The following is a 24,682-nucleotide window of genomic DNA, read 5'->3' on the forward strand; positions in this document are numbered from 1 at the left end:
AAGCGACGAAGCAATCCAGACCTTGCTTAGCTCAACGATGGATTGCTTCGCTTCGCTCGCAATGACGATGTGGCGCGAGATGGCGGCAGGCCGCTGCAGCCGCCGGCTTGTTCGGCATCCAGCACCAGCAGGGCGCCGGCGGCATAGAGGCGAGCGACAAAGCCAGCATCGTCGGAACGCGCGATGGTGACGTAATCACTCGAGGCGAGGATACGCCCGTTTGCCTTTGCGATGGCCGTCAGTGCCCGCGATGGCGGACCGATGACGGCCATCGACTTGCCCGGGGCCGAACCGAAGGTCAGCGCAACGACCACGGCGAGCCAGCCGCAGATGACGAGGGCGATCGCGCCGACGATCCGACACCATCGCCCGGATCTACGCTGCCGCCCGTCAGTAATCATAGAAGTGCTCAATGCTTGCACCCCTCGCCTTGAGCTCGCGGTCGATATCGACAAGTCGGTCGACCCTTGCTTTCAGGCCCGCCCGGCGGAAGCCGGGCCGCGCATCCAGTTCCAGCGAAAACAGCTCCGTCGTGCCCTTGATGTCGAGTTTGGCGACATCGGGGGCAATGACGGTGATGAGGATGTCGTGATTGCCTGCGATCTCCGCAACCCCATAACCCTGATCCAGCAGGCTCTTGAGGATGTCGGTAAAGTCCTTGTAGCGCGGGGTCTGCACGAGCTGCCATTGCGGGGTCAGCGCGCGGATCGGTTTGATGCGCGGCTCCTTCGCCAGCACCTCCGGCGGCAATGTCGCGACCGCAAACATGATGTCGCGCGGCTCGTTGTCGCCACCGGCGTCGAGCGCCTTCTGGATCAGCGAGGCGTAGCCGATCTTGACGAAATATTCGGCGCCGAGCGCGAAGTCGCGTTCCCATGTCCGCAATGAACTTGGCGTCGGCGCCGAGATCGCCATTAACCCATCGAGCTTTTCGCGGAACGGATATTTGTACCAGGGGATGGTGTAGAGGAAGGCTGCATAGTCCTGCAGCACCGCGCGGCCGAACTCATCCTGCGGCGTGCGCTTCTCGCCCCTGATCCATTCGAACACGCGGCCGATGGTGTTCTCGTAGAATCCCTTGATGGCGTATTCGACGGAATAGCTGATGCCGATGACGTAAATCATCGTCTTCACTTCAGTCAGCGACTCGCCCGTCGCAGGTACCGCACGGTTGATGGTACAAAAGCTCCGCCAGAATCCGAAGATGTGACCGAGATAGCCAAAATGGCTTTCACTGGAGCGGTCGAGGAAACGGCCGAAATCCTCGAAGGAATAGACGATGTACCATTCGGGGAAGGTGAAGAACGTGTTGTTCAGCTTGCGCCGGTAGCCCGCCTCGTCGATCGCGGGCAGAGTGACGGCCGGGGCGCTCGCTGCCGCGGCGCCGGACGACGGCCGGCACGTGCCCTCGATATAGGCCAGCGGCAAAAGCACCGTCAGCGCAATCAGGATTGCGACGACAGCGAGGATGCGCCGCAGCCATTTAAGCATGAACGACGGTCCGCGTCCGCGGCGCCAGCAGGTATCCGATCATGATCGCCACGCCGCCGAGGCCGAGATGCGGGGCGTTGGCGAAGAACCGCGTCGAGAGCGGCAGGTTGAGGACACCGTTGATCAGGATGCCGAAGTCGAGATAGCCGCTGCCGGTGAGCAGGCCGAGCATGCCGTCGGCGAAATAGAACACGCCGAACAGCTGGAAGAATAATTCGGAGGCACGGCGCGAGGTCATTGCCGCGGCGGCCGCCCACAGCGCCGAGACGAGATGCAGGCCGTCGGCATACCAGGTGCGGCGGAACAGGCCGAAGATCATATCATTGGCGTCGATGAAGGCCGGGATGTAGCCGGTGAGGATCACGAAGCCGAGCAGGGCGGCATAGCCCCAGGCGCACAGTCTGATGATGTCCATGATGTCTCCGGCGGCGATCTGTAAGACTTGTCGAATCTCTGTCCAGTCTAGAGTTTTGCGAGCGTCTTGAGCAGGGCATCGTTGAACATGCCGGGGTCCTCGATCTGCGGAATGTGGCCGAGCCCGGGCAGCAAGGTCAGGTCCGTATCAGGCGGCAGCAGCGATTGGAGATCGCGGGCCTGTTCGACCGGCGTTATCGTGTCCTTGTCGCCCCAGAGGATCGCGACCGGGACTTCCAGCTTCGCATAGGCCGCGCGGTCCGCACTTGCCGCATTCGTGTCGGTGCCGAGGAAGTAGTAGAGCCAGTCGGCGATGTCGCTCGTGCTGTCGCGCTGGGCCAGCGGTCGTTGCAGGATCGCGACATATTCGGGCAGCGCGCGCTCCTTCTTCGCGATCATCGATTGCAGCAGCGTTTGCGTCGCGATCGGGTTGGTGATGGTCAGCGACACCAGGATTTCGCGAATCCATTGCGGCTGGATCACCCAGGGCGCGGCCGATGGCGTGGCCGTCAATCCGAGGGCTGCATCGATCAGCACCAATGCGCGCGCCCGATCCGGATATCGCATCACCAGTTCAGTCGCAGCACCGGCGCCGAAGGAGTGACCGACGATGATGGCGGGCGGGGCCTCCAGCGTATCGAGCACGTCGTTGATTCGGGCAGCCTGGTCCTGCCGCGTATAGTTGCCGGGACGATCCGAGAACCCGAACGGCGGGAGATCAAGGGCGATCACATGAAAGCCGGCGGATGCCAGCGCGTCGCTGGTCTGCCGCCATAGCTCGCTCCACGCCGCCGTGCCGTGAAACAGGACCACGGGAATGCCGTTCGCGGGGCCCTTCTCCTGCACGAAGACGCCGCCCGAACGCGTCGGCACCAGATGGCCCGTTTTTGGCGCCAGTTGGGTACGCATGCCGGTCTCGCGTATCGACGCCGCCATGCGAAACGAGGTGATCAGAAGGATGATCGACAGGACGAGGACCAACAGGCCGTTGGCCGACCAGCGCAGGATGTTTGAAACCACGAGGCCTCGCAAAATCGATCGAAATAAAACGGGGGCGGGAACTCCAAAGTTTTAAGACAACGCCGGTTACTGGCGACTGAAAATACCCGACATGATCAGCGTCCGGTTAACACCGGGAGAAAATACAACCTACTGTCCGGATGGCGTTCGCAGGCCGTGCCAGGCGTCGCGCACCTGATGATAGTGCACTTCAGGCAGATAATCCGGCGTGTTGAGGTTGAGGGTCTTGACGTCGAGCCGGCCGATGGCGCTGAGCAGCGTATAGGAGGCGATCACGCGGTCGCGCTGCGCGCCGATCAGCCGCGCCTTGGCCAGGATCAGGTCCTGCTGCGCGTTCAGCACGTCGACCGTGGTGCGCTGGCCGCCGGCTGCTTCCCGCTGCACGCCCTGCAACGCGACGGTGGCGGCGCGAACTTCGGCTTCGGAGGCAGAGACCGCAATCTTGGCGCCCTCGTTGGCGACCCAGGCGCCCACCGCGGCGGTGCGGGCCTGGTTGCGGACCTGGTCCAGCACCTGCCGGCTTTGAGCTGCGATTTCCTTGGCCTGCCGGGTCTGGGAGGCGGCCATGCCGCCATCATAGATCGGCTGGGTGAGCTGGCCGGTTATGGAAGCCTGGTCGGTCCCGAAAGTGCCGAGCGTAGGGTCCGACTGCTTGCTGCGGCTGGCGCTGCCCTGCAGCGTGATGGTCGGCATCAGGCTGCTCTCGGCGACGCGGATCGAGGTGGAGGCGACGTCGAAGTCGAAGCTTGCCGCCATCACCGCCGGATGCTCCCGGAAGGCAAGACCGGTGGCATCGTCGCGGCTGCGTGGCAGCAGGCGGTCGATGGCATCGGCAGTTCGGAGCTGGTTGGGTGCGTTGCCGATGACCTGAAGATAAGTCGCCTGGCTGACGGCAAGATTGACCTCGGCGGCATTCAGATCGGCGCGCCCCCGGCTCAGGCGTGCCTCGGCCTGCGCGGTATCGGTGGGCGTGACGTCGCCGGCATTGAGTCGCTTCTGGGTGATGCCGAGCGTCTCCTGCAGGAACGCGACGTTGGCGCGCTGCGCTTCCACCAGCGACTGGTTGGCGAGCACGTTGGTATAGACCGTGACGGCATCGAGCAGCACGCCCTGGCCGACATTGCGCAGCGCTTCGCGGCCGGACTGCACCTGCAACTCCGCCACGCGGACGCTATTGGCGGTCTTGAAGCCGTTGAACAACGTCTGGGACACGGTCACCCCGATGGTCCAGGGCTTCAGATTCGCGGATTGGATGGTGTTGTCGGGCAGCAGGTTGCGCACCGCCTGAAAGCCGGCGGAGAGCGTGGCGAGGATCTGCGGCCGATAACCCGAGAGCGCTTGCGGCACGTTTTCATCCGTCGCGCGCTGGCGGGCGCGTTCGGCATTGAGGGCGGGGTTGGTCTGATAGGCCTTGGCCAGCGCGTCGGGCAGGCTTTCGCCATGCGCGGCCGGCGCAGCCAACACGAAGCAACCTGCCGCAAGGCAAATGCCCGATCGAAGCAACCGTCGTATAACGTGGCCAACCCCTGCGGCGCGCCTTGCCATTTGATCCCGTAGTCAACACGAGAACGTGATGACTCTGTTTTGAGTCATCCCGCTCTATCTTCCTGTTTGGCATGATCTTCAGGGAATGCCGGTTATCCGTCATTCCCGGATCATGCGTTGCTTGTCCGCCCCCGCCGACAGCCCCGGCTCCTCTACCTGTTTAGGGGGCGCCGTGGCCACAGGCAAACTGCCGCGCGACATCAGTACATTAATTCGATGAAATCCGTGCTTGGCTGTTGCCGGTTCGTCACAGACGAAGTTCGACAGCAAATGCGCTATGGTCTGTCGGCTGGCGTCCGACTCAGGGCGGTTGGCTTCCAAGCTATGCCCGGGTCCGCAACCGATGCCAAAGCTGTTTTCCGATCCCGAAGCGATCGCGGAGGATATCATCCGCGATGTCGGAACCGACCTCGTGGTCGGCTTGCCGCTCGGGCTTGGTAAAGCGAATCATGTCGTCAACGCGCTGTACGCGCGCGCCTCGGCCGATCGTTCGATCAAGCTCACGCTGTTTTCGGCGCTGACGCTGGAGAAGCCGCGACCCTCAAGCCTGCTCGAACGGCGCTTCATCGGCCCGGTGATCGATCGCCTGTTCGGCGGCTATCCGGACCTCGCCTATGCCGATGCGCTGCATGTCGGCGAACTGCCGCCGAACATTGAGGTGATCGAGTTCTTCTTCCTGGCCGGCAAGTGGCTGCGCGTTCCGTACGCGCAGCAGCACTACATCTCTGCGAACTACACCCATGCCTCGTCCTATCTGCTGACGCGCGGGCTGAACGTCGTCACCCAACTGGTCGCGAAACGCGTCGTCGGTGGCGCGACGCGCTATAGCCTGAGCTGCAACACCGACACCACGCTCGACATCCTGCGCGCCCGCAACGAAGGGCGGGCATCGTTCAAGCTGATCGGGCAGGTCAACTCCGAGCTGCCGTTCATGCCGGGCGCCGGCGACCTGCCGGGCGATGAATTCTCTGCGGTGCTCGATAGCCCTGCGACGGATTTCCCGCTGTTCGCGCCGCCGGCCGAGCCGGTTAGCGACACCAAATATGCGATCGGGCTTCACGCGGCGGGCCTCGTGCCCGATGGCGGCACGCTGCAGATTGGCATAGGGCAGGTCGGCGATGCGCTGGCGCAAGGGCTGATTGTCCGTCACCGCGACAATGCGCAGTTTCGCGCCATCATGAAGCGGCTCGCGCCGGGCAGCGAGCCTGCGCAGGCGGGTCCGTTCGAGAAAGGACTCTATGGCGTCAGCGAAATGTTGATCGATGCGTTCCTCGGCCTGATCGATGCGGGCATTCTCAAGCGCGAGGTCGACGACGCCGTGCTGCATGGGGCATTTTTTCTCGGGCCGAAATCGTTCTATCGCGCGTTGCGCGAGATGGCTCCCGATCAGCTCGCGCGCATCCAGATGATGCCGGTGTCGTTCACCAACCAGCTCTATGGCGACGAGGAGGCCAAGCGTCGCGCGCGGATCGATGCGCGCTTCATCAATACCGCGATGATGGCGACGCTGATGGGAGCGGCGGTCTCCGACGGCCTCGAGGACGGCCAGGTCGTCAGCGGTGTCGGCGGCCAGTACAATTTCGTCGCGCAGGCGTTCGCGCTAGAGGGCGCGCGATCGCTTCTCGCACTGGAATCGACCCGGCAGGCCGGTCGCAAGACGGTCTCCAACATCCGCTGGAATTACGGTCACCAGACCATCCCGCGGCATCTGCGCGACGTGTTCGTCACCGAATATGGCGCAGCCGATGTCCGGGGCAAATCGGATGTCGAGACCATCGCGGCGATGCTGGCGGTCACGGATTCGCGTTTCCAGGATGAACTGGCTGGGATCGCCAAGGATGCCGGCAAGCTGCCGAAGGCGTTCGAAATTCCGCGCGCCCATCGCGAGAACTTTCCGGAACGGATCGCGGAGGCCCTGAGACCTGCGCGCGAGGCCGGGCTGCTGCCGTCATTCCCGTTCGGCAGCGATTTTACCGAGGTCGAGCAGCGGCTGATCCCGGCGCTGCAGCTGTTGCGGGAAGCGCAGCGGACGCCGCTGCTTCTGCCGGGATTGCTGTGGCAGGGAATGACGCAGCCGCCGGATGCTGCGAAGCGCGAATGCCTGAAGCGGCTCGGCCTCGATCGCCCCACGACGTTTGCCGAGCGCGGCTACCGCGCGCTGGTGAATGCGGCGCTGGCGAGGAGCCGCAAGCAGTAATCCAGCGTCGTCCCTGCGAACGCAGGGACCCATAACCACAGCACGTAGTTGCTTAAAGAAGATGTCTGCCGTCGGTACTTCAACACGATGGCCGCGGCGTATGGGTCCCTGCGTTCGCAGGGACGACACGCGGAGAGATCTCGGACTACCTGTTCTTGTTCACCGGCTTGCGCTTCTCGATGAACGCCGCCATGCCTTCGGAGCGGTCTTCCAGTGCGAAGGTCGAGTGGAACAGGTTGCGCTCGACATTCATGCCTTCCGACAGCGGTGTCTCGAATGCGCGGTTGATGGCTTCCTTGGCCATGGCCGCGGCAGGACGCGACATCGAGGCGATCTTTTCGGCAGCCGACAGCGCCTCTTCCATCAACTTGTCCGCCGGCACGACGCGGCTGACCAGACCGGAACGCTCGGCTTCCGCGGCATCCATCATGCGGCCGGTGAGGCAGAGATCCATCGCCTTCGACTTGCCGATCGCGCGTGTCAGCCGCTGGGTGCCGCCGATGCCGGGGATGGTGCCGAGCGTGATTTCGGGCTGGCCGAATTTTGCAGTGTCGGAAGCGATGATGATGTCGCACATCATGGCGAGCTCGCAGCCGCCGCCCAGCGCATAGCCGCTGACGGCTGCAATCGTCGGTTTCCGGCAGGTGGCGACACGGTCGCCGCCGATGGCGGTGAAGTCGCTGGAGAACATGTCGATGAAGCTTTTCGGCTGCATCTCCTTGATGTCGGCGCCGGCGGCGAACGCCTTTTCGCTGCCGGTGAGCAGGATGCAGCCGATCTTGTCGTCGGCCTCGAGATCATCGACGGCCGCCGCGATTTCGCGGAATACGCCGAACGAAAGTGCATTGAGCATTTTCGGACGGTTCAGCGTAATGATGCCAACCGCGCCCTTGCTCTCGACAATGATGTGTTCGAACGTCGCCATGATCCACCCCGGGTAGCTGATTTGCGGGCAATGTGCCCGCTGCCGGGATGGGCTTCAAGTGGGCGGTTCTGGTTCCGGACGCGTCTTGCCGCGCCCGGAACGGAAGGGCCGCTACGCCATGAACATGCGCGCGGCCGAGGCCATCGTCAGCAGGGCGCCGAAGGCGATGAAGATCTTTCCGATCAGTGAAGTCTTGTCCAGGGTGGAGCTGTCGTTGTTGGCAGCCTGAGCGGCCGCTTCCGATGCCGGTTTGGCCGCCGAAGCCATCGCGACCGTCTGCGTGGAGGGGGTCTCGGGCGAGCCCACCTGCAGCGCCCGGTCGACATCGTTGAGCTGGTCGGAGGCAACCACGGCTGTTTCAGCCGGCGACGTCTCGGCGTCTGCAGGCTTTTCCGCCGCCTGCAGGACCGTGTTAGCCTTCTCGGACATTGCGGCCGACATCCCCTTGGCGCTGTCGGCCGGCGCATCGGCGGCGGTCATCTGGGCATTGGCGTTGGCGAGCCATTCGGGGATCGCGGGCGGTGTGCCGCCACTGGCATCGGCGACCTGCTTCTCCTCAGGCTTCTTGCTCTCGTTGGTCTCGTTGGATTTTTCAGCCGCGCGCGTGGTTTTACGATGGGCGTCGCGCTTCTTCAGGGAACGCGAACCTTGCCTGACGGACTTGTCAGACGTCGCGCTCTCCGATTTCGAGACGGCGGCGGCATCTGCATCGGCGCCCGCGGCCATCGCCGGTAGCGGTACTGCGAAACCTGCCAAGAACCCTGCCGCAATAATCAAGGCCGCGCTGGCTTTGATTGTCATTATCGAATCTCCCCATTGGCCGCCGCCCAGCGGCGAAATGAGACCCTACGGATGTCCACAGCGCGGCAAAAAAAGGGAATCTTCGGGCAACACCCGGCGAAAGCTGGGCAATCGTGTTGCAGCCGACCGGATGCGAGCCCGCGCAATCGATGTTATGAGCCTGCCGTCGTGCAAGTGGGCCGGTCGGATGTTTCGGACAGCGGCCAGTCCAAGTGCGGCCGGGATATTCGATCACGACTTCGTGATCGGAGCGTCCTGACGTAACAAATTGAAAGATCGACCGAATTGCAGGGTAGGAGCGCGGGTGCGCGAGCGGGATGACGAATGGACCGGCCTGATGCGGTCGGCCATCGCAGGCGACGGTGCGGCGTATCATCGCCTGCTCAAGGCCGTCACGCCGGTGCTCCGGGCCGCGGCGCGCCGTGGCTTGGCGCGGGCAGGGCAACCGGTCGATCAGTCCGAGGACATCGTGCAGGACATTTTGCTGGCGGTTCATCTGAAGCGGCACACCTGGGACGTCAGCGCCCCGTTTGCCCCATGGTTGTTCGCGATCGCCCGCAACAAGCTGATCGATGCGCTGCGCCGCCGCGGCCGGCGCATTTTCGTCGATATCGACGATTTCGCCGAGACGCTGCCGGGCGAAACGCCGGCCGAGACCGCCTCGCCAAGCGAGGTCGCCGCCCAGCTTCAGACGCTGCCGGCGCGGCAGCGCGACGTGCTGCAGGCGATCGCGGTCGATGCCGCCTCGATCAAGGATACGGCGGCGAAATTTTCGATGAGCGAGGGTGCGGTGCGGGTGGCGTTGCACCGGGGGCTGACCAGCCTGATGGCCAAGCTACGGGAACGATGAGAATGGATACCGATCGGCTCATTCGAACGTTGGCTGCCGACAATGCGCACCGGGCGCGCCCCGTTGGTTTCGCGCTGATGCTCGCGCTCCTGGCCGCCGCGCCGGTCTCGCTGTTGATGTTCTTCACGGAGCTCGGCGTCAGGCCCGACGTGATGGTCGCGATGCACAATCCGTTCTTCAACCTGAAATTTGCGGTGACGCTGGCGCTGGCGATCGCGGCGATCGCCGTCAGCCTGCATCTGTCGCGGCCCGAGGCCTCGCTGCGCGGATTTGGCTGGTTGCTGCTGGCCCCCGTCGGGATCCTGGCCGCAGCGATCGGCGGCGAGATGATGATGCCGCAGCGATTGCCGATGATGACGCGGCTGGTCGGCAAGAATTCATCGACCTGCCTGGTAGCGATCCCGCTGATGTCGCTGCCGCTCCTTGCCGGCGCGCTGTTCGGATTGCGTCACGGCGCGCCGTCGCGCCCCGCAGTTGCCGGCGCCATCGCCGGACTGTTGTCGGCGGGATTGGCGGCGACGCTCTACGCATCGCATTGCACGGATGATTCGCCGCTGTTCGTGGCGGCCTGGTACACGATCGCGACCGCGCTGGTGACGGCGATCGGCGCGCTCGCCGGGGCAAAGCTGCTGAGGTTTTGAAGGTCCAGTAGCCCGGATGGAGCGAAGCGAAATCCGGGACTCTTTCGCCCGTGGTAGGAATCCCGGATTGCGCTGCGCTCCATCCGGGCTACATGAACTAGCTGCTCACGCCGGCACGTTCTGCTGCATGCGGTGGAAGCGCAGCACCTGCTGCGCCGTCGACGGCCGCAATCGCTCATAGGTGTCCTGGCTGGCGAAAAGGTCGGTCGGCTCCGCGCCGGACAGTTCGTCGCGCATCTTGATGATGGTCCGGACCGTCGACCATGACAGCCCGGCGACCTTCGCCAGGATCATCACCCCTTCGGCCCGGCTTTCAATCATCATGTTCTCGGCGATCGCAACCGGTACGTTGGCAAGCGCCGCGATCGAGGCGTTGGCCTCGTCGAATTTCCCGGCCTTGGCAAACGACGCCACCTCCGATTCGTCGAGCCGGCCGTCCTCGTACAGTGACTTGACCAGCGCGTGCGCAATCGCAGTGTCTTTGGTGATCGTCGAAGTCGCCGAGCGCGCGCGTCGCGTTGCCTCCTTGACCACGGTCGGCACCTCGGCCGCCTGCTGCGGATTGGCGGCCTCCAGTCGTTGCCGCACCGTGTCGGAGGCCTTGGCGAGCAGTTTCAGATAGAGATGCCGCGGTACGGACGGGCGCATGCCGATCGAGGCCGTGAGATCGTCGTCGCCATCGGCGCGGTTGACGAGGCGGGTAAAGCCGCGCTCGGTGAATTCCGCGCCGGGATTGTTCACGGTCGAGGCGACCACCTGGTCGTTGCCGCGCTGGACCAGCACGTCGGTGACCGCGCCGCTCAGGGTCTTGCGGGTCGAGATCGCCATCAAATGCGCCTGGCTCTTGCTGCGCGCATTCTCGATCAGGGTCTTGTCGTCGAGCCGCATCGACTGCGACAGCACGGGACCCGCCACCTCGATGACGTCATCGAATGCGAGTGCGCGGATCGTGAGCGGCGGCGCCGTGTCGATCGGAGCGAGACGGTTGGCCAGCAGCATCTTGGCCGAGGTTTCGATGTGATCTATCAGGCACTGGAAGACGTCGTCGAACAGCCCGATCTGCTCGTCCGAATAATCCACCGCGCCGTTGATGAAGAGGTCGGTCACCCGGCGCAGGGTTTCTACCCGGCGCGCGACGGTTCCGTGCGCGAGCGTGGACTGCAACTCGTCGAGCAGACTTCCGGGCGAGAGAGAAGTGGCGGTCTTCGAAATCATGACTCTGTCCTGGAGCAAAAGCCGGCGGCGGATTCTTCACTGCCGGAGGGAGCTGAAAATGTCGGATCAGGCGCTGGTAATACGGTTGCGTCCCTGCGCCTTGGCTGCATAAAGCGCGCTGTCGGCGCGCGCGAGGAATGTGTCTGAGGTCTCGTTCGGGTTCAGCATTGCAACGCCTGCCGACATCGTCACCTTCATGCCCGGCGAGAATGCGCTCCAATCGAGCTCGGCGATGATAACGCGCAGGCGGTCGAGCGCCCGCATGGCCTGGCCGGTGTCCATGCCGGGCAGCACCAGCAAAAATTCCTCGCCGCCATATCGGCCGAACCGGTCGACGCTGCGGATGTTGGCGAAGGTGGTGATCGAGAATGTCCGCAGCACTTCGTCGCCCGTCGGATGGCCGTAGGCGTCGTTGATGCGCTTGAACCAGTCGAGGTCGATCAGTGCGATGGAGCAGGGCGATCCGCCGCGGGCTGCGCGGTCAGTCTCCTCCTCCAGCATCCGCATGATGCTGCGGCGGTTGGACGAGCCGGTCAGTTCGTCGAGCTCCGCAAGCTCTTCGATTCGCTTGTACGCCGCCTTCAGTTCGAAGCTGCGGTCGTAGAGCATCTTGCGCATGGTGGAGCCATACAGTCCCACGAAGGCGCATTGCCCGATCGTGAAGACAAAGGAAAGCATGGCCGCGACGCGTTCGGCCTGCGTGGTGATCGGCAGGCCGATCGGCGTGTTGGTAAAGAGGAAGATCGGCGCCAGGCCGATCATGGTGAGCGTCCAGGTGATGATTGCCTGCCGGGACGTCATTCGCAGCGCGCCGAACCCGAAGATCAGGAATACGACGCTCAGGAAGGCAAATCCGATTTCGGGCGCCGCCAGCAGAAAGCCGAGCTGGATCACGACGTGGCCGGCGACCTGGAAGATCGTGAGATAGTGGTCCTCGAACCGGTCGTTGAAGTGGGCTTCCGACAGCACGACGAAGATCGAGAGCAAACCGATGCCGGAAAGGAAATAGGCTGACGGGATGATGATCGGGACCGTGCCGGCGTAGCAGTAGACCAGCAGGACCGAGGTGATGAGCGAATAGCTGACGCCCTGGACCGCGAGCATATGGCGGCGCTGGCCGACCCGGCGCTTCAATACTTCCGAGGGCAGGCGGACCGGATATGCGGTCGCACTGTGGGAGGCTTGCCCCTGAAGCAATGAAGCCGCGCTGCTCATGTCCGTCGCTGTTGGTGTGCGTCGGACGAAACTTTAGGGAATAAAGCCTTTAGGTTTGGTATCTTTTGACGTCGAATCGGGTCCGTTAAAACCCTGCCATTGCACTGTTTTCGCAGCAGAAATCTGCCGAATTCCGATAGGGTGGAACCCGCCTCCAGGGGGCGGCCGACCTCACGCAGATGCTGTCCTGCCGGCGAAGCCTTGATAAGGTCGCGGGTGGCGCGTCTTTAGGAAAGTGTTTCCGTAATATGGTACCAATAATGGGGCTCAACTTGCTTCGGCCGGGAAAATGGCCGGACCATGTCCGTCTGTGGGGTAGGTCACACATGCAATTCCGGCATTGCCGTAATGTGAAGAATCTCACTCTTCCCATCGAACCGCCGGCCACTCCCGTCCGACCAACCTTGCGAGACGGCCATTGAGCGCGACACAGGCGGCTTCAGACGAAATTCTGATCGCTCGGATCGCTCAAGGCGACCGGCTCGCCATGCAGGTGCTTTACGGAAGGCACCATGTCAGGGTGTTCCGTTTCGGGCTTCGGCTCGTAAGGGACGAACAGATTGCGGAAGATCTCATCAGCGAGGTTTTTCTCGATGTGTGGCGTCAGGCCGGTAAGTTCGAAGGCCGATCCGCCGTTACCACCTGGCTCCTGGCGATTACGCGTTTCAAGGCCCTTTCGGCACTTCGGCGCCGCAAGGACGTTGGACTGGACGACGAAACCGCGAACGCGATCGAGGACACGTCCGACGATCCGGAAGTGGTGGTTCAGAAGAAGGATACGGGTGAAGCGTTGCGGAAGTGCCTGACGGGCCTTTCGCCAGAGCATCGGGAGATCGTCGATCTCGTCTACTACCACGAGAAATCCGTGGAAGAGGTGGCCGAAATCGTCGGTATTCCGGAGAACACCGTCAAGACGCGCCTGTTTTATGCGCGCAAGAAATTGGCCGAGTTGCTCAAGGCAGCAGGCATAGAGCGAGGTTGGCCATGATGGCAGCGAGCAAAAAAATGCTGGATCACGAGCCCAGCGAAGTCGAGACGCTGTTGCCCTTCCACGCGGCCGGTACCCTGAACGCGCGCGATGCGCGCCGCGTCGAGGAAGCGCTCGCGAGCGATCCCGAACTGGCCCGGCAGTACGCCGTCATCCGTGAAGAATACGCCGAGACGATCAGCCTCAACGAGAGCCTGGGTGCGCCGTCTGCGCGCGCCATGCAAAAGCTGTTCGCGGCGATCGACGCGGAGCCGGCGCGCGAACCGGCGCGTTCGGTCAGCCTGTCGGCGCGGTTATCGGGATTCTTTGCAAGTCTGTCGCCGCGTACGCTGGCCTGGTCGGCGAGCCTCGGCGCCGTATTGCTGGTGTTGCAGGCCGGCGTCATCGGCACGGTGCTGATGAAGAACCAGACCGCTTCATTCCAGACCGCGTCGCTGAGCCTGAACGAGAAGCCGGCCGCGCCGCTTACGCGCGATCTCGGCAGCAGCATCACGCCGACGCGTGCGCTGGTGCGGTTTACACCCGAAGCCCGCATTGCCGACATCACCGCGCTGCTCGACAATTACGAGGCTTCGATCGTCGATGGCGCCAAGGGCGGTATGTTCCGCCTTCAGTTCGGCAAGGCGATGAGCAAGGACGAGGCCGCAAGCCTGTTGAGCAGGCTGCAGCGTGAGAAGATCGTCAGCCTGGCGGTCGCAACGCCGTAGAGGCTCCGGCGCGCCCCGGGAAAGCCGAGGTCCCATGGTTCACGATGGCCCGAATTGGCTGATGAAGACGCGCCGCGCGGCATTGATTTTGCCGGCGGCGCTTTTGCCTTTGATCGCGGCGGCAGCTTCGCCGGTTCATGCGCAAAGCATCATGCGCACGCCCAATCTCAATGTCGGGGTGCGGACGCCCACCATCAATCCGACGGTAACGCCGCGCATAAATCCCACCATCGCTGCGCGCCCGACTGTCGCTGCCCGCCCGAGCGTGAGCGCCGATCGGGTGGCGCGGACGCCGCCGACCCGGATCGGGACCATGAGTTCGACCCTGCGGGTACGTCCGGGCGCCGGCGTGCAGTCGACGCTGCCTTACGCGCGGTTTTCGCCCAACCTCTATCCGGCCTGCCAATATGCGATGCGCGGTCCCGACGGCGAATGCTTCGACCGCCCGGTCATGTCGGCCGGCGGCGGCAATGGCGCCTCGGCCAAGAAGGGCAAGGGCGGATCGGGCAACAACAACGCGCAGGCGGCGGTCAATCTGCGCGCGGTCAAGAATGAACTCGTCGCCGAAATCGACGGCGCGTTATCGACCGCCGAGGCCGATGAACTGGCGCGGCGTCACGGCCTGGAGCGCATCTCCTCGCAGAGTTTCCCGTTGCTCGGCGGCACCATCGGCCTGTTCCGCATCGTCGATAACCGGTCGGTGGAAACCGTACGCCGCGAGTTCGCGGCCGACGGCAGCGTGCGTTCGGTGCAGCTCAATTTCCGGTACTTCCTGCAGGACCAGAAGAAGGCCTCGACCGAGGGCGACGCCGCGCAATACGCCGTCACCCAGCTTCGGCTGCCGCAGGCGCACAAGCTTGTCCGCGGCATGAACGTCACCATTGCGGTGATCGATTCAGGCGTCGACGCCAGGCATCCCGAACTCGCCAACTCGGTCGCCGATAGTTTTGACGCGCTCGGCAGCAAGGAAGGCCCGCATACCCACGGCACCGGGATTGCCGGCGCGATCGTCGCGCATGCCCGGCTGATGGGCAGCGCGCCGGAAGCGAGGTTGATTGCGATCCGCGCATTTGGCGCGGGATCGAAGGGCGCGGAGAGCACGTCCTACGTGATCCTTCGCGGATTGGACTATGCGGCCGAGCACGGCGCGCAGATCATCAACATGAGCTTTGCCGGTCCGAAGGATCCGCTGATCGAGCGCGGCATCGCCGCGACGGCGGCCCGCGGCATCCTGATGGTCGCCGCGGCCGGCAATGCCGGTGCGAAATCGCTGCCGCTCTATCCGGCCGCCAATCCCAACGTCATCGCGGTCAGCGGCACCGACGCGCAGGAAAGGCTGTTTACGGCATCGAACCGCGGCAACCACATCGCGGTTGCCGCGCCTGGCGCGGATATCTTCCTGCCGGCGCCCGATGAAAAATATCAGATCACGTCGGGCACCTCGTTCTCCGCGGCCTATATCAGCGGCGTTGCAGCGCTGATCATGGAGCGCAACCCGGCACTGAAGCCTGGCGATGTGCGCGCGATCCTCACGAACACCGCTCGCGATCTCGGTATCCCCGGCCGCGACGATCAGTTCGGAGCGGGCGAAGCCGACGCCTTTGCGGCCGTGACCGCCGCAGCCGCCGCGCCGGCGGTTCCACTCGCCTCGGCCTCGGGCAAGCCGGGAGAAAAAGCGCCGGCGCTGGACCCATCCGCCGATAACGCTTCCGTGAGCCGGGCCCTGAATGACCCCCCGCCGTCGATGGCAGCGGACAAATCGGCCGCAAACGCCGCGAAATAAGCCCGTTACGTGGTGATTTTCGGCAATCGTCCCCTGAAGAGAACGTTAAAAAAATCTCCCGGCGTTTTGAACGTCCGGTGAGGGTGCCGCGACTTATCTATGTGGGAGCGGTTATCCCTCCCAGTGGCTGTATTCGGCGCGAGCGCCCATCCACCCCAAGCGCCCATATGGCTTGACCCGTCCGGTTGTCCCCCCGGACGGGTCTTTCATTTTCGGCACAAGCTTTCAAAGAAGTTGCGTCGCATGCGGCGGTGCGCCTGCTTGCCGGGTACAAGTTTCTCGTTTGCCGGTGCGATGTGCAATTTTCCCGTGCGTCTTCTCACGCGCAACTGTCGGCGTGTGCTTCACAACGCGCCCATGCTGCTGTGCGGCCGGACGGTGGATTGAGGTGACAACTCCGTATTTGTGGCGGGTTTCTTTGTTTGCTGGCGCAATCCGTAGCTGCACGTACTGGACAACCAAAAAGTTTTCCACAGAATATCCCTGTCATCTCCAAACTGATTCGTCTCTGGTTGCGTCTGCGTCCGTCTCTCTCTTACGGGCTGATTTATGGCACATCCTGCAGACGTGGCACGTGGCCGCAACATCGTTGCGCGCTGGTGCAACCTTGCCGAGCAACGGCTGGAATACCTTACTGAATTGTTCGAGACCGGGCGCTGGCGCCGCTTTCACACCGAACGCGAATTTCTCGAAAACATCCGGGAAGCCAAGGCTGCGGTTGCAACCTGGCGCGACCTGCTGAGCCGTGAGGCCGCGCTCGACAACACGCAAATCGATTTGGCCTGGCTCGGCCGGCGTCGAACGCTGCCGCTGCCGCTGACGCCGCTGCCGCGCGATGAGGGGTACCGTCAGCCGGTCGTGCATCTTCAGCCGCAGCCGGTGGTGCAGCTTCAGCCGCAACCGGCGCCGATTGCGCCCACGCCGCCGCGCGATGTTCCCGCCGACGTTCTGGTCGCGCTGGAAAGCCAGCTCGCTGTGGTGGACGCCGCGCCGTCCGTGGCCGATCCGCTGGCGCTGGACGAGATATCGTTCCCGGCACTCGATCTCGATGCGATGAAAGAGCGCTACCCGCTGCTGCGCAACGCGCTGTAGGCGGGCGAGGGCAGGCTACCGCCTGACCGCGTTGCCGCCGACCACCACCTGCGCGTAACGCTGGGTGCCTTCGGCTGACAGATCGGTCGTAATCGTGCGGGCGTGGTCGAGCCCGACCACGGCGCCGCGCGGGGTTTCCGAGATCATGTTGTTGTTGACCAGCGCCGTTCCCGCGCCCGGCAGCACCGATACGCCGACGCCGACGAAGGCCTTGCGGATCACGTTGCCGGTGATGGCGACATCGCGGAGATATTTGCCCCACCCGGCGATGATGCCGAAGGAAGGGGCGTTCTCCACCACATTGCCGGTGACCGTCGAGTCCGCCTCGACATAGATGCCGATCCCGGCGTCATCGTCGGGCGCGGTGCCGATCGGCCGCTTTGGCAGCAGGTTGCGGATGACGTTGCCCTGCACGACGGCGATGCGGCCGCCTTCGTTGAAATTGCACACGGAGACGCCGACGGCGGCGCCGTCGACGGTGTTGTTGGCGATCACGGCGCCTTCGAACGCGAATTCCGAATAGAGCGCGACCTCGCGGACATTGCTGACGCTGTTGTCGGTGATGTGAATATTCGACGCTGAATTGCCGCGCACCGCCGAGTAGTCGCAATTTCTGATGCGGTTGCCGCGCACGATCACGTTGCCGGCGCGGAAGGCGTTGATGGCGTTGCCATACTGCCCGGAGCCGCCGGGGCCGGCCTTGATGTCCTCGATGCGGTTGTCGAGCACCAGGGTGCCGTCGTCGCCGATCGACGTGCGCAAGATCTCGATGCCGTTGTCGTTGGTATCGGTGACGGTGTTGCGCGAGACGATCAGGCCGAGCGCGTCAAAGGATACGACCGCGGTGGTCTCGATCTTGGTGAAGATGTTGTTGGAAATATCGCCCGAGACCTGCTCGAGCCAGATGCCGTTGCCGCCGCTGCCGGTGATTTCGCAGTCGGCGATGCGGACGTCGCGGCCGCCGAGGCAATGGACGAGGCCGCGCCGCGTCGGCAGCGGGATGCGGCCGCCATCGAAGGTGATGCCGGTCAGGCCGATATTGTTGGCGCCTTCGCTTTGCAGGATCGAGGCGCCGCCGGTGAACACGAGCTTGGTCGCGCCGCGGATCCCGATCAGTTGGGTACCGTTTGCAAGCCGCAGCATGCCGGTGCGGTAGACGCCCGGCGGCAGCGCCAGCGGCACCTGCGCGCGCGCGGCTTCATCGATCGCGCGCTGCAGTTTCGCCGTCTGATCGTCCGGACTGCCGGGGCGGACACCGAATTGCGTGACATCGCGGCCGAGCGTGGAGGTGAGGGGCGCGGCGCGCGCGGCGTCAGGCGACATCGCCAGCGCGCCGGCAACGCCGGCGGCGGAAGCACCAATGAGATGGCGGCGGTTCATGTCCATGGTGAATGGCCCTCGCGCAATGCAGGTCGCGGCATTCGCAGGCCTCATAGGTATCGCGAAAATGCGACCGGGCATGGTGAAGACCGGGAAGAGAGGCGGCGATAGTTGAGGGTAGGGTTAATGTTGGGTGCGCCGGAATCCGTAGGGTGGGCAAAGCGTAGCGTGCCCACCGTTCTAATCCGGTGAACGCAATGGTGGGCACGCTACGCTTTGCCCACCCTACGCAGCTCTCCGCGCCAGCCGCACCATTTCCAGCAGCATCGCTTCGCCGGCATCGACCAGTTCCTCCAGCGTGATGCGCGGAAAACCCTTGCGCCTGACCGCGCCGCCGCGCGCCAGCGGCGGGATGTGGATGAAGGCGGCGAGGCGAGGGCCGTTATCCGCATCGACGGATTCGATCGCGCGCCAGCTCAAGTAGTTGCAGAGATAGCTGCCGGCATCGCGCGAGGCGCGGGCGTCGAGGCCGGTGCCGCTAGCTGCACGCAGCAGCTTCGCGGTGTGCGGGCCGAACCGTTGCGCGTCGGCGCCGTCGGCGATCGAGCCCTTGCGCGCGCGGGTTTGCGCGGCGTCGGGCCACAGCATGGTGACGGCGTTGCGTGCGCGGGTTTCGATCCGGAGATAGTCGGTGCGGCCGGCAAGCCCGAACATCAACAGTGCGTGCGGCTTGTATTTCGCGAGCGCCAGCGGCAATTCGCGGTCGACTGCTGTGTAGGTGACGGGGAAGATGTGGCTGGAGAGTTGAACATCGGTGAAGGCCGGCCGGCGCAGCCGCGTTAGCCGCGCCACCAGCGGCTGCGTCGGATTATAAGGCGCGCCCGGGAATGGACCGAAGCCGGTGACGAGAATGCGAAGGTTTTCGCTCACCGCAGCCACTCCGCGATCTGTTCGGCGGCGACTGCCGGCGTGATGCGGCCGTCGGCGACTTCGGCCTCGGTCTTCTTCACCTTGGCGCGGATGGCGGCGTCAGAGCGCAGACGGGCCATCATGCGCTGCTCCAGCATCGACCACATCCATTTCACCTGCTGCTCGCGCCGCCGCGCGGCGAACTCGCCCGAGGCATTCATGGCGGTGCGGTGATCCAGAATCTTCTGCCACAGCGTGTCCATGCCGGTGCCGGTCAGCGCCGAATAGGTCACGACCGGCGGGTGCCAGTGCTCCGAGCGCGGGCTCAGGATGTGCAGCGCGCCGCGATATTCGGCGGCGGCCAGATTGGCGCGCTTGATGTTGTCGCCGTCGGCCTTGTTGATCGCGATCATGTCGGCGAGCTCGACCAGGCCTTTCTTGATGCCCTGCAATTCGTCGCCGGCGCCGGGCAGCATCAGGGCGAGAAAGAAATCGGTCATGTCGCACACTGCAGTTTCGGACTGGCCGATGCCGACGGTTTCCACCAGCACCACGTCGAAGCCGGCGGCTTCGCAGAGCAGCATCGCCTCGCGGGTCTTTGCGGCGACGCCGCCGAGCGTGCCTGACGAGGGCGAGGGGCGGATGAACGCGGCTTCGGAATTCGCCAGCCGCGCCATCCGCGTCTTGTCGCCGAGGATCGAACCACCGGTGCGGGCCGAGGAGGGGTCCACCGCGAGAACCGCGACCTTGTGGCCGCGCTCGATCAGGAACATGCCGAGCGCGTCGATGGTGGTGGATTTGCCGACCCCCGGTGAGCCGGTGATGCCGACACGGACGGCTTTCCCGGTGTCGGGCAGCAGCGCCTGCACCAGCTCGCGTGCGGCGGCCTGGTGATCGGCACGGCGGCTCTCGATCAAGGTAATCGCGCGCGCCAGCGCCGCGCGGTGGCCCGCGCGGAGGTCCTTGGCAAGCTTCTTGAAATCGGGGGAAACAGTCTTCGGCAGGGTCATGCCATGGTTTACAACGCCCACGCCGTGCAGGCGAGGGGGCCTGCGCGGATCAGCGCGACGCCGTCGCGGCGGCAGGCTCACGCCTGAGCTTCCGCCACACCCAGACCAGCACCGGCCAGATCAGTGCGCCGATCGCCATGGCGGCGAGGATGGCGGCGATCGGCCGCTCGAAGAACGGCAACACGCTGCCGTCGGACTTGATCAGCGAGGTGACGAAGCTCTGCTCGATCATGGTGCCCATGACGATGCCGAGCACCATCGCGGCGACCGGATAGCCGTTTTCTTCCATGACATAGCCGATGATCCCGAAGGTCGCGACGGTCACGACGCCGAACATGTTGTTGCCGATGGCGAAGGAGCCGACCGCGCAGCACAGCATGATGACGGGCATCACGGTGGAGCGCGGCGCGCGCAACACGTGGCTCGCGAGCCGGATCATGACGATGCCGAGCGGGATCATGATGATGTTGGCGATGATGAACATCAGGTAGATCGCATACATGCTCGACGCCTTCTCGGTGAACAGCGTCGGGCCGGGGTTCAGCCCCTTCATGTAGAGCACGCCGATCGCAATCGCCGCGATGGTGTCGCCGGGAATGCCGAACAGCAGCGACGGCACCCAGCCCGAGGCGATGCTGGCATTGTTGCTGGCGCCGGCTTCGACCAGGCCTTCGACATGGCCGGTTCCGAACTTCTCGGGTTCTTTCGAAAACCGTTTCGACATGGCGTAGCTGACCCAGGCGGCCATGTCGGCGCCGGCGCCCGGCAACACGCCGATGATGATCCCGATGATGTTCCCGCGGGTCATCTGCCAATTGTATTTTTTGGTCAGCCGCCACTGGCCCGCCATGATGCTCCCGAACTTGCGCTTCGGGATCGGCGGCGGCTCCGGCGTCAGCATCGCGCGCATCACCTGCGCCACGGCGAACACGCCAACCAGCGCCGGGATCGGCTCGATGCCGCCGAACAAATTGGTGATGCCGAAGGTGAAGCGCGGCACGCCGCCGGGGTTCTCGATGCCGATGCATGCGACCAGCAGGCCGATAAACATGCTGGCGATCGCCTTCACCGGGGAGGAGCGCGCGACCAGCGTGGCACACATCAGGCCGAGGAATGCGAGCCAGAAATATTCGAAGGTCGAGAACGACAACGCGATTTCGGCAAGCGGGGGCGCCAGGATCATCAGCGACAGCGTGCCCGCAATGCCGCCGACGGCGGAGAACCAGACGCCGGCGCCGAGCGCCAGTTCAGCCTCGCCCTTGCGGGTCATGGCATAGGCTTCGTCGGCATAGGCCGCCGAGGCAGGGGTGCCGGGAATGCGCAGCAGCGCGCCTGGAATGTCACCCGCGAAGATTGCCATCGTGGATGCCGCCACGATGGTGGCGATCGCGGCGATCGGCGACAGATAGAAGGTAACGGGGACCAGGAGGGCGGTCGCCATGGTCGCTGATAGCCCGGGCAGTGATCCGATAACGAGACCATAGACCGATGCCGCGAACATCGCGACGATGACTTCCCAGGTGGTGATGAGCGCGAAGGCTTGGCTGAGGGTATTGAGCATCGATCACCAGGGCATCGGCAAAACGCCGGGCGGCAGCGGCACGCGCAGCAACTTTGAGAAAATCAGGTGGATGCCGATCGGCGCCAGCAGCGCGAGCGGCAACGCAACCTTCCAGCGGGCGCCGAGCGCGGTCGAGGTCACGTAGACGATCATTGCCGCCGTGAGGATGAAGCCGAGCCGCTCGGCTATCGCGACGTAAAGCAGCAGCAACGCCGGCGGGAGCAGGGCGCGCAGACCATAGAGCTTGCTGGTCGGCGGCTCCGGTTGGCCGCCCTCGACCGGAATAAGGTGTTCTTCTTCTTCGAAGCTGCGGCCAATCCCGAGTGCAATCGCAAGCCCGCACAGCGCCAGACCCGTTCCGATCACCAGCGGGAAGACGTTGGGTCCGACCGGCTGGCCGGGCACCGGCGGCAGTTGCCACCCGCCATAGGCGGCAGCCGCGCCGAGGCCAACGAGAAACAGACCCGTGACGCGATCGGGTAGACGCATGGACCAACTCCGCGGATTTCGAACGATGTCAGCCGGCGAGGACGGATCAGGCCTTCGACAGGCCGGCGGCCTTCATCGCCACGCCCATCTGGGCGTCGCCCTTGTCCATGAAGGCAGCGAATTCGGTCGCATCGCCCCACACCGTTCCGAAGCCGCGATTGCTCATGAACTCCTTGAACTCCTTGGAGTCGTAAACCTTCTTGAGTGCCGCGGTCAGCTTGGTGGCGACGTCGGCAGGCAGGCCCTTGGGGCCGGCAATGCCGCGCCACGCGCCGGTCGAATAGTCGATGCCCATCGCTTCCTTCAGCGTCGGCACATCGGGGAATGCCGGGTTGCGCGCCTTGGCCATGACGGCGAGGCTGCGCGCCTTGCCGGCCTCGATGATCGCGCGGGCTTCCGGCACCGAGCAGGTGGTGAGGTCGAGCCCGCCCGCCGCGAGATCCTGCATTGCCGGCGCGGCACCGTTCGATGGCACCCACGCAACATGATTGGGGGCAAGTCCCATCGCCTGCATCCAGCCGACCAGCGCCAGATGCCAGATGCCGCCCTGGCCGGTGCCCGAGGCCTTGAACTTGCCGGCGGGCGCGGCCTTGATGGCGTCGGCGAGTTCCTTCACGATCTTGTAGGGCGAGGTGGAACTGACCTGGATGCCGGGCGGATCTTCGTTCATCAGCGCCAGCGGCGTGTAGCTCTTCGGTCCGAGTTCGGTGAGCCCCTGCCAGTGCATCATCGAGATTTCCACCGTCAGCATGCCGATGGTGTAGCCGTCCGCCGGTGCGGTCGCGATCGCGGTATGGCCGACCACGCCAGAGCCGCCGGTGCGGTTGACCACGTTGAAGGGCTGGCCGAGATCTTTTTCCAAAAGCGCCGCAACGATGCGCGCGGTCGCGTCGGTGCCGCCGCCGGCGCCCCAGGGCACGATCACGGTCACCGGCCGCGCCGGATAGGCTTGCGCCAAGGCCGGCTTGAAACCAAGGCCCGCGACAGCCGCCGCAGCAGCAGACGAAGCCGCAAAGGCGCGGCGGGTAATCTTTTTGGACATGGTGATCCTCCCTGCGGCGCCGTGAGGTCAGGCGCTCTTGTAATGCCGGCATTCTAGGCGGCTTTAGGCTCTGCTCGCAAGGCATTGGTCGTGAAAGCAGTTTTATCGCCGGTGGGCATCTCGCCACATCCGGAAATCGGGTGGCCGCAACAGGGCTGCGCGAAATAGGTATCCGTGTGCGGCCCGGTGATCGAGCCGCGATTGAATTGCGGAGAGAACCATGACGACAGCCTATTACAGCACCGTGCTGGACCATCCCCTCGAAACCGTGTGGGCCCTGATCCGCGATTTCAACAACTACCCGGCCTATATCGACGGGGTCAGCGAAAGCGTGATCGAGGATGACAGAGGCGGCGATGAGGTCGGCGCAGTCAGGCGCTTCTGCTATCTCGGCAACTGGGTCCGCCAGCGGCTCGCCGGCCATTCCGACGAGGCGCATTCGCTCACCTATGCGGGCATGGATCCGTTTCCATTTCCGTTCGAGTCGCCGTCGGACGTTCCGGCTCCGACGCGCTACGAGGGAACGATGCATCTGCTGCCGATCGTCGAAGGCAACCGAACCTTCATCGAATGGTCGGTGAAGCTCGACACCGCGCCGCAGGATGAAGATCGCTGGCATGAGCTGTTCCAGTCATGGATTCCGGATTGGACGCATTCGCTCGAACGGTCGCTCGGCCGCCTTGCCGCCTGAGGCGGGCGTTATTGCGGTCGGTTTTCGTCGTCCTTCGGTCGCGAACCGCCGAAAATTCTGGCGCCCTCCGGCGTCAGATACGGCTTCAACGTTTCCCACGGCACGAAGGCGACATACTCGCCTTCGGCATAGGAGCCGACCGCGTAAGGCGCGTAGTAGAAGTTCAGGCCGGAGCTCTTGCCTGGCTCGGTCGACGGCGCCAGCGCGACCGGGCCGATCTTGAGAAGCTTCGGCTCGATGCCTTCGATGGCGCTGGCGTCGGTGCCATCAGCGCCGCGCTTCTTCTTCTCGGCCGCGAGCGAAGCAATGACGCCTAGCCGCATCGCTTTCAGCGTCGGGCCGTTGTCGGCGGTTTCGGTGAAGAACGGACGGATGCTGATGCGCTTGTTCGCCGACTTGTCCCACAGGATGGTGTCAGAAGTGCTGTTGGGGTGCGCGCCTCCAGTGTATTCGTAGTCCGCCCTGATGATGCTGATATAGCGGCCGTCGATCACCGATCGCGTCTCGTATTTCCGCTCATACGACCACGCATTGTGGAACAGGTCCGGATCCTGCTTGCGCTCCTTGTCGGCATCGGCCTTGTTCTTCGTGGCCCACGCCTTGCCCTCGGCCAGGCAGTTCGCCGCCAGCGCCGGTTCGGCCTTGATCCTGGCGTCGAGGATGACGCTGGCTTCGACCCATTTGGTCTTGATGGAAAAGTCCGGCTTGGGGTCGGCGGCGAACGCAGAACTTATGAATCCAAGCCAGATGAGGGCGACTTTGACGGTCTGCATACT

The 24,682-nt window shown here is 64.3% G+C and carries 24 protein-coding genes; 8 read left to right on the plus strand and 16 right to left on the minus strand.

The window, feature by feature from the left end; genetic code table 11:
• Positions 1 to 26: 26 nt before the first annotated feature.
• The 5 genes from LMTR21_RS11300 to LMTR21_RS11320 form a co-directional block, all read right to left on the minus strand.
• Complete coding sequence (locus LMTR21_RS11300; RefSeq protein ID WP_141688677.1) at positions 27 to 401, minus strand: hypothetical protein; 375 nt, start codon at positions 399 to 401, stop codon at positions 27 to 29.
• Positions 391 to 1,491 (minus strand): hypothetical protein, encoded by a 1,101-nt coding sequence (locus LMTR21_RS11305; RefSeq protein WP_065756811.1) that lies wholly within the window; start codon positions 1,489 to 1,491, stop codon positions 391 to 393. The genes LMTR21_RS11300 and LMTR21_RS11305 overlap by 11 nt, the downstream gene beginning before the upstream one ends.
• Complete coding sequence (locus LMTR21_RS11310) at positions 1,484 to 1,906, minus strand: hypothetical protein (protein ID WP_065756812.1); 423 nt, start codon at positions 1,904 to 1,906, stop codon at positions 1,484 to 1,486. Before LMTR21_RS11310 ends, LMTR21_RS11305 begins: the two co-directional genes overlap by 8 nt.
• A gap of 47 nt (positions 1,907 to 1,953) precedes the next feature.
• Complete coding sequence (locus LMTR21_RS11315; RefSeq protein WP_084031045.1) at positions 1,954 to 2,925, minus strand: alpha/beta fold hydrolase; 972 nt, start codon at positions 2,923 to 2,925, stop codon at positions 1,954 to 1,956.
• A 129-nt stretch (positions 2,926 to 3,054) separates the two neighbouring features.
• Entirely contained in the window at positions 3,055 to 4,470 is a 1,416-nt protein-coding gene (locus LMTR21_RS11320) for a TolC family outer membrane protein (RefSeq protein WP_065756813.1), read from the minus strand.
• 343 nt (positions 4,471 to 4,813) lie between these two features.
• Here LMTR21_RS11320 and LMTR21_RS11325 point away from each other — a divergent pair, with 343 nt between their 5' ends.
• On the plus strand, positions 4,814 to 6,667 hold the full coding sequence (locus LMTR21_RS11325) for an acetyl-CoA hydrolase/transferase C-terminal domain-containing protein (protein WP_065756814.1): 1,854 nt from the start codon (positions 4,814 to 4,816) through the stop codon (positions 6,665 to 6,667).
• Between the two features lie 145 nt (positions 6,668 to 6,812).
• Here the strand turns inward: LMTR21_RS11325 and LMTR21_RS11330 are convergent, their stop codons facing one another.
• On the minus strand, positions 6,813 to 7,592 hold the full coding sequence (locus LMTR21_RS11330; protein ID WP_065756815.1) for an enoyl-CoA hydratase: 780 nt from the start codon (positions 7,590 to 7,592) through the stop codon (positions 6,813 to 6,815).
• A 111-nt stretch (positions 7,593 to 7,703) separates the two neighbouring features.
• The gene (locus LMTR21_RS11335; RefSeq protein WP_065756816.1) at positions 7,704 to 8,393 is read right to left on the minus strand and encodes a hypothetical protein; all 690 of its coding nucleotides are present in this window, start codon (positions 8,391 to 8,393) and stop codon (positions 7,704 to 7,706) included.
• A 304-nt stretch (positions 8,394 to 8,697) separates the two neighbouring features.
• Between LMTR21_RS11335 and LMTR21_RS11340 the strand changes: the two genes are divergently transcribed.
• On the plus strand, positions 8,698 to 9,243 hold the full coding sequence (locus LMTR21_RS11340; protein WP_065756817.1) for a sigma-70 family RNA polymerase sigma factor: 546 nt from the start codon (positions 8,698 to 8,700) through the stop codon (positions 9,241 to 9,243).
• Positions 9,244 to 9,245: 2 nt separating this feature from the next.
• Positions 9,246 to 9,884 carry an NrsF family protein gene (locus tag LMTR21_RS11345; RefSeq protein ID WP_065756818.1) on the plus strand — a complete coding sequence of 213 codons (639 nt, stop codon included), beginning with the start codon at positions 9,246 to 9,248 and terminating at the stop codon, positions 9,882 to 9,884.
• A gap of 105 nt (positions 9,885 to 9,989) precedes the next feature.
• Here LMTR21_RS11345 and LMTR21_RS11350 read toward each other — a convergent pair whose 3' ends face one another.
• Together LMTR21_RS11350 and LMTR21_RS11355 are read right to left on the minus strand one after the other, a co-directional pair.
• Positions 9,990 to 11,099, minus strand: coding sequence for a DUF2336 domain-containing protein (locus tag LMTR21_RS11350; protein ID WP_065756819.1), 1,110 nt, complete (start codon positions 11,097 to 11,099; stop codon positions 9,990 to 9,992).
• 66 nt (positions 11,100 to 11,165) lie between these two features.
• Positions 11,166 to 12,314, minus strand: coding sequence for a GGDEF domain-containing protein (locus LMTR21_RS11355; protein WP_065756820.1), 1,149 nt, complete (start codon positions 12,312 to 12,314; stop codon positions 11,166 to 11,168).
• 418 nt (positions 12,315 to 12,732) lie between these two features.
• Here LMTR21_RS11355 and LMTR21_RS11360 point away from each other — a divergent pair, with 418 nt between their 5' ends.
• The 4 genes from LMTR21_RS11360 (at position 12,733) to LMTR21_RS11375 (ending at position 16,884) form a co-directional block, all read left to right on the plus strand.
• On the plus strand, positions 12,733 to 13,302 hold the full coding sequence (locus LMTR21_RS11360; RefSeq protein WP_065756821.1) for a sigma-70 family RNA polymerase sigma factor: 570 nt from the start codon (positions 12,733 to 12,735) through the stop codon (positions 13,300 to 13,302).
• Positions 13,299 to 14,009 (plus strand): hypothetical protein, encoded by a 711-nt coding sequence (locus LMTR21_RS11365; RefSeq protein WP_065756822.1) that lies wholly within the window; start codon positions 13,299 to 13,301, stop codon positions 14,007 to 14,009. Before LMTR21_RS11360 ends, LMTR21_RS11365 begins: the two co-directional genes overlap by 4 nt.
• Positions 14,010 to 14,070: 61 nt before the next feature.
• On the plus strand, positions 14,071 to 15,792 hold the full coding sequence (locus LMTR21_RS11370; RefSeq protein ID WP_430642539.1) for a S8 family serine peptidase: 1,722 nt from the start codon (positions 14,071 to 14,073) through the stop codon (positions 15,790 to 15,792).
• Between the two features lie 549 nt (positions 15,793 to 16,341).
• A complete protein-coding gene (locus LMTR21_RS11375) occupies positions 16,342 to 16,884 on the plus strand; it encodes a TIGR03809 family protein (protein WP_065756824.1) in 543 nt (180 codons plus the stop codon).
• Positions 16,885 to 16,899: 15 nt separating this feature from the next.
• On the opposite strand, the gene LMTR21_RS11380 is transcribed toward LMTR21_RS11375, so the two are convergent.
• The 6 genes from LMTR21_RS11380 to LMTR21_RS11405 all read right to left on the minus strand — a co-directional run bounded on the left by LMTR21_RS11380 (position 16,900) and on the right by LMTR21_RS11405 (position 23,215).
• Positions 16,900 to 18,270 (minus strand): TIGR03808 family TAT-translocated repetitive protein, encoded by a 1,371-nt coding sequence (locus LMTR21_RS11380; RefSeq protein ID WP_065756825.1) that lies wholly within the window; start codon positions 18,268 to 18,270, stop codon positions 16,900 to 16,902.
• 219 nt (positions 18,271 to 18,489) lie between these two features.
• Positions 18,490 to 19,134: a pyroglutamyl-peptidase I gene (locus LMTR21_RS11385; RefSeq protein WP_148635957.1), complete on the minus strand. Its 645-nt coding sequence runs from the start codon at positions 19,132 to 19,134 to the stop codon at positions 18,490 to 18,492.
• Positions 19,131 to 20,123, minus strand: a complete 993-nt coding sequence (gene meaB / locus LMTR21_RS11390) for a methylmalonyl Co-A mutase-associated GTPase MeaB (protein ID WP_065756826.1) — start codon at positions 20,121 to 20,123, stop codon at positions 19,131 to 19,133. Before meaB ends, LMTR21_RS11385 begins: the two co-directional genes overlap by 4 nt.
• Positions 20,124 to 20,172: 49 nt before the next feature.
• On the minus strand, positions 20,173 to 21,684 hold the full coding sequence (locus LMTR21_RS11395; protein WP_065756827.1) for a tripartite tricarboxylate transporter permease: 1,512 nt from the start codon (positions 21,682 to 21,684) through the stop codon (positions 20,173 to 20,175).
• A 3-nt stretch (positions 21,685 to 21,687) separates the two neighbouring features.
• Positions 21,688 to 22,173 carry a tripartite tricarboxylate transporter TctB family protein gene (locus LMTR21_RS11400; protein WP_065756828.1) on the minus strand — a complete coding sequence of 162 codons (486 nt, stop codon included), beginning with the start codon at positions 22,171 to 22,173 and terminating at the stop codon, positions 21,688 to 21,690.
• Positions 22,174 to 22,219: 46 nt separating this feature from the next.
• Complete coding sequence (locus LMTR21_RS11405; RefSeq protein WP_065756829.1) at positions 22,220 to 23,215, minus strand: tripartite tricarboxylate transporter substrate binding protein; 996 nt, start codon at positions 23,213 to 23,215, stop codon at positions 22,220 to 22,222.
• Positions 23,216 to 23,435: 220 nt separating this feature from the next.
• Here LMTR21_RS11405 and LMTR21_RS11410 point away from each other — a divergent pair, with 220 nt between their 5' ends.
• Positions 23,436 to 23,906: an SRPBCC family protein gene (locus tag LMTR21_RS11410; RefSeq protein ID WP_065756830.1), complete on the plus strand. Its 471-nt coding sequence runs from the start codon at positions 23,436 to 23,438 to the stop codon at positions 23,904 to 23,906.
• A gap of 8 nt (positions 23,907 to 23,914) precedes the next feature.
• On the opposite strand, the gene LMTR21_RS11415 is transcribed toward LMTR21_RS11410, so the two are convergent.
• The gene (locus tag LMTR21_RS11415) at positions 23,915 to 24,679 is read right to left on the minus strand and encodes a DUF3298 and DUF4163 domain-containing protein (RefSeq protein WP_065756831.1); all 765 of its coding nucleotides are present in this window, start codon (positions 24,677 to 24,679) and stop codon (positions 23,915 to 23,917) included.
• Positions 24,680 to 24,682: the final 3 nt, after the last annotated feature.

The organism is Bradyrhizobium paxllaeri (assembly GCF_001693515.2).
Taxonomy (GTDB): domain Bacteria; phylum Pseudomonadota; class Alphaproteobacteria; order Rhizobiales; family Xanthobacteraceae; genus Bradyrhizobium; species Bradyrhizobium paxllaeri.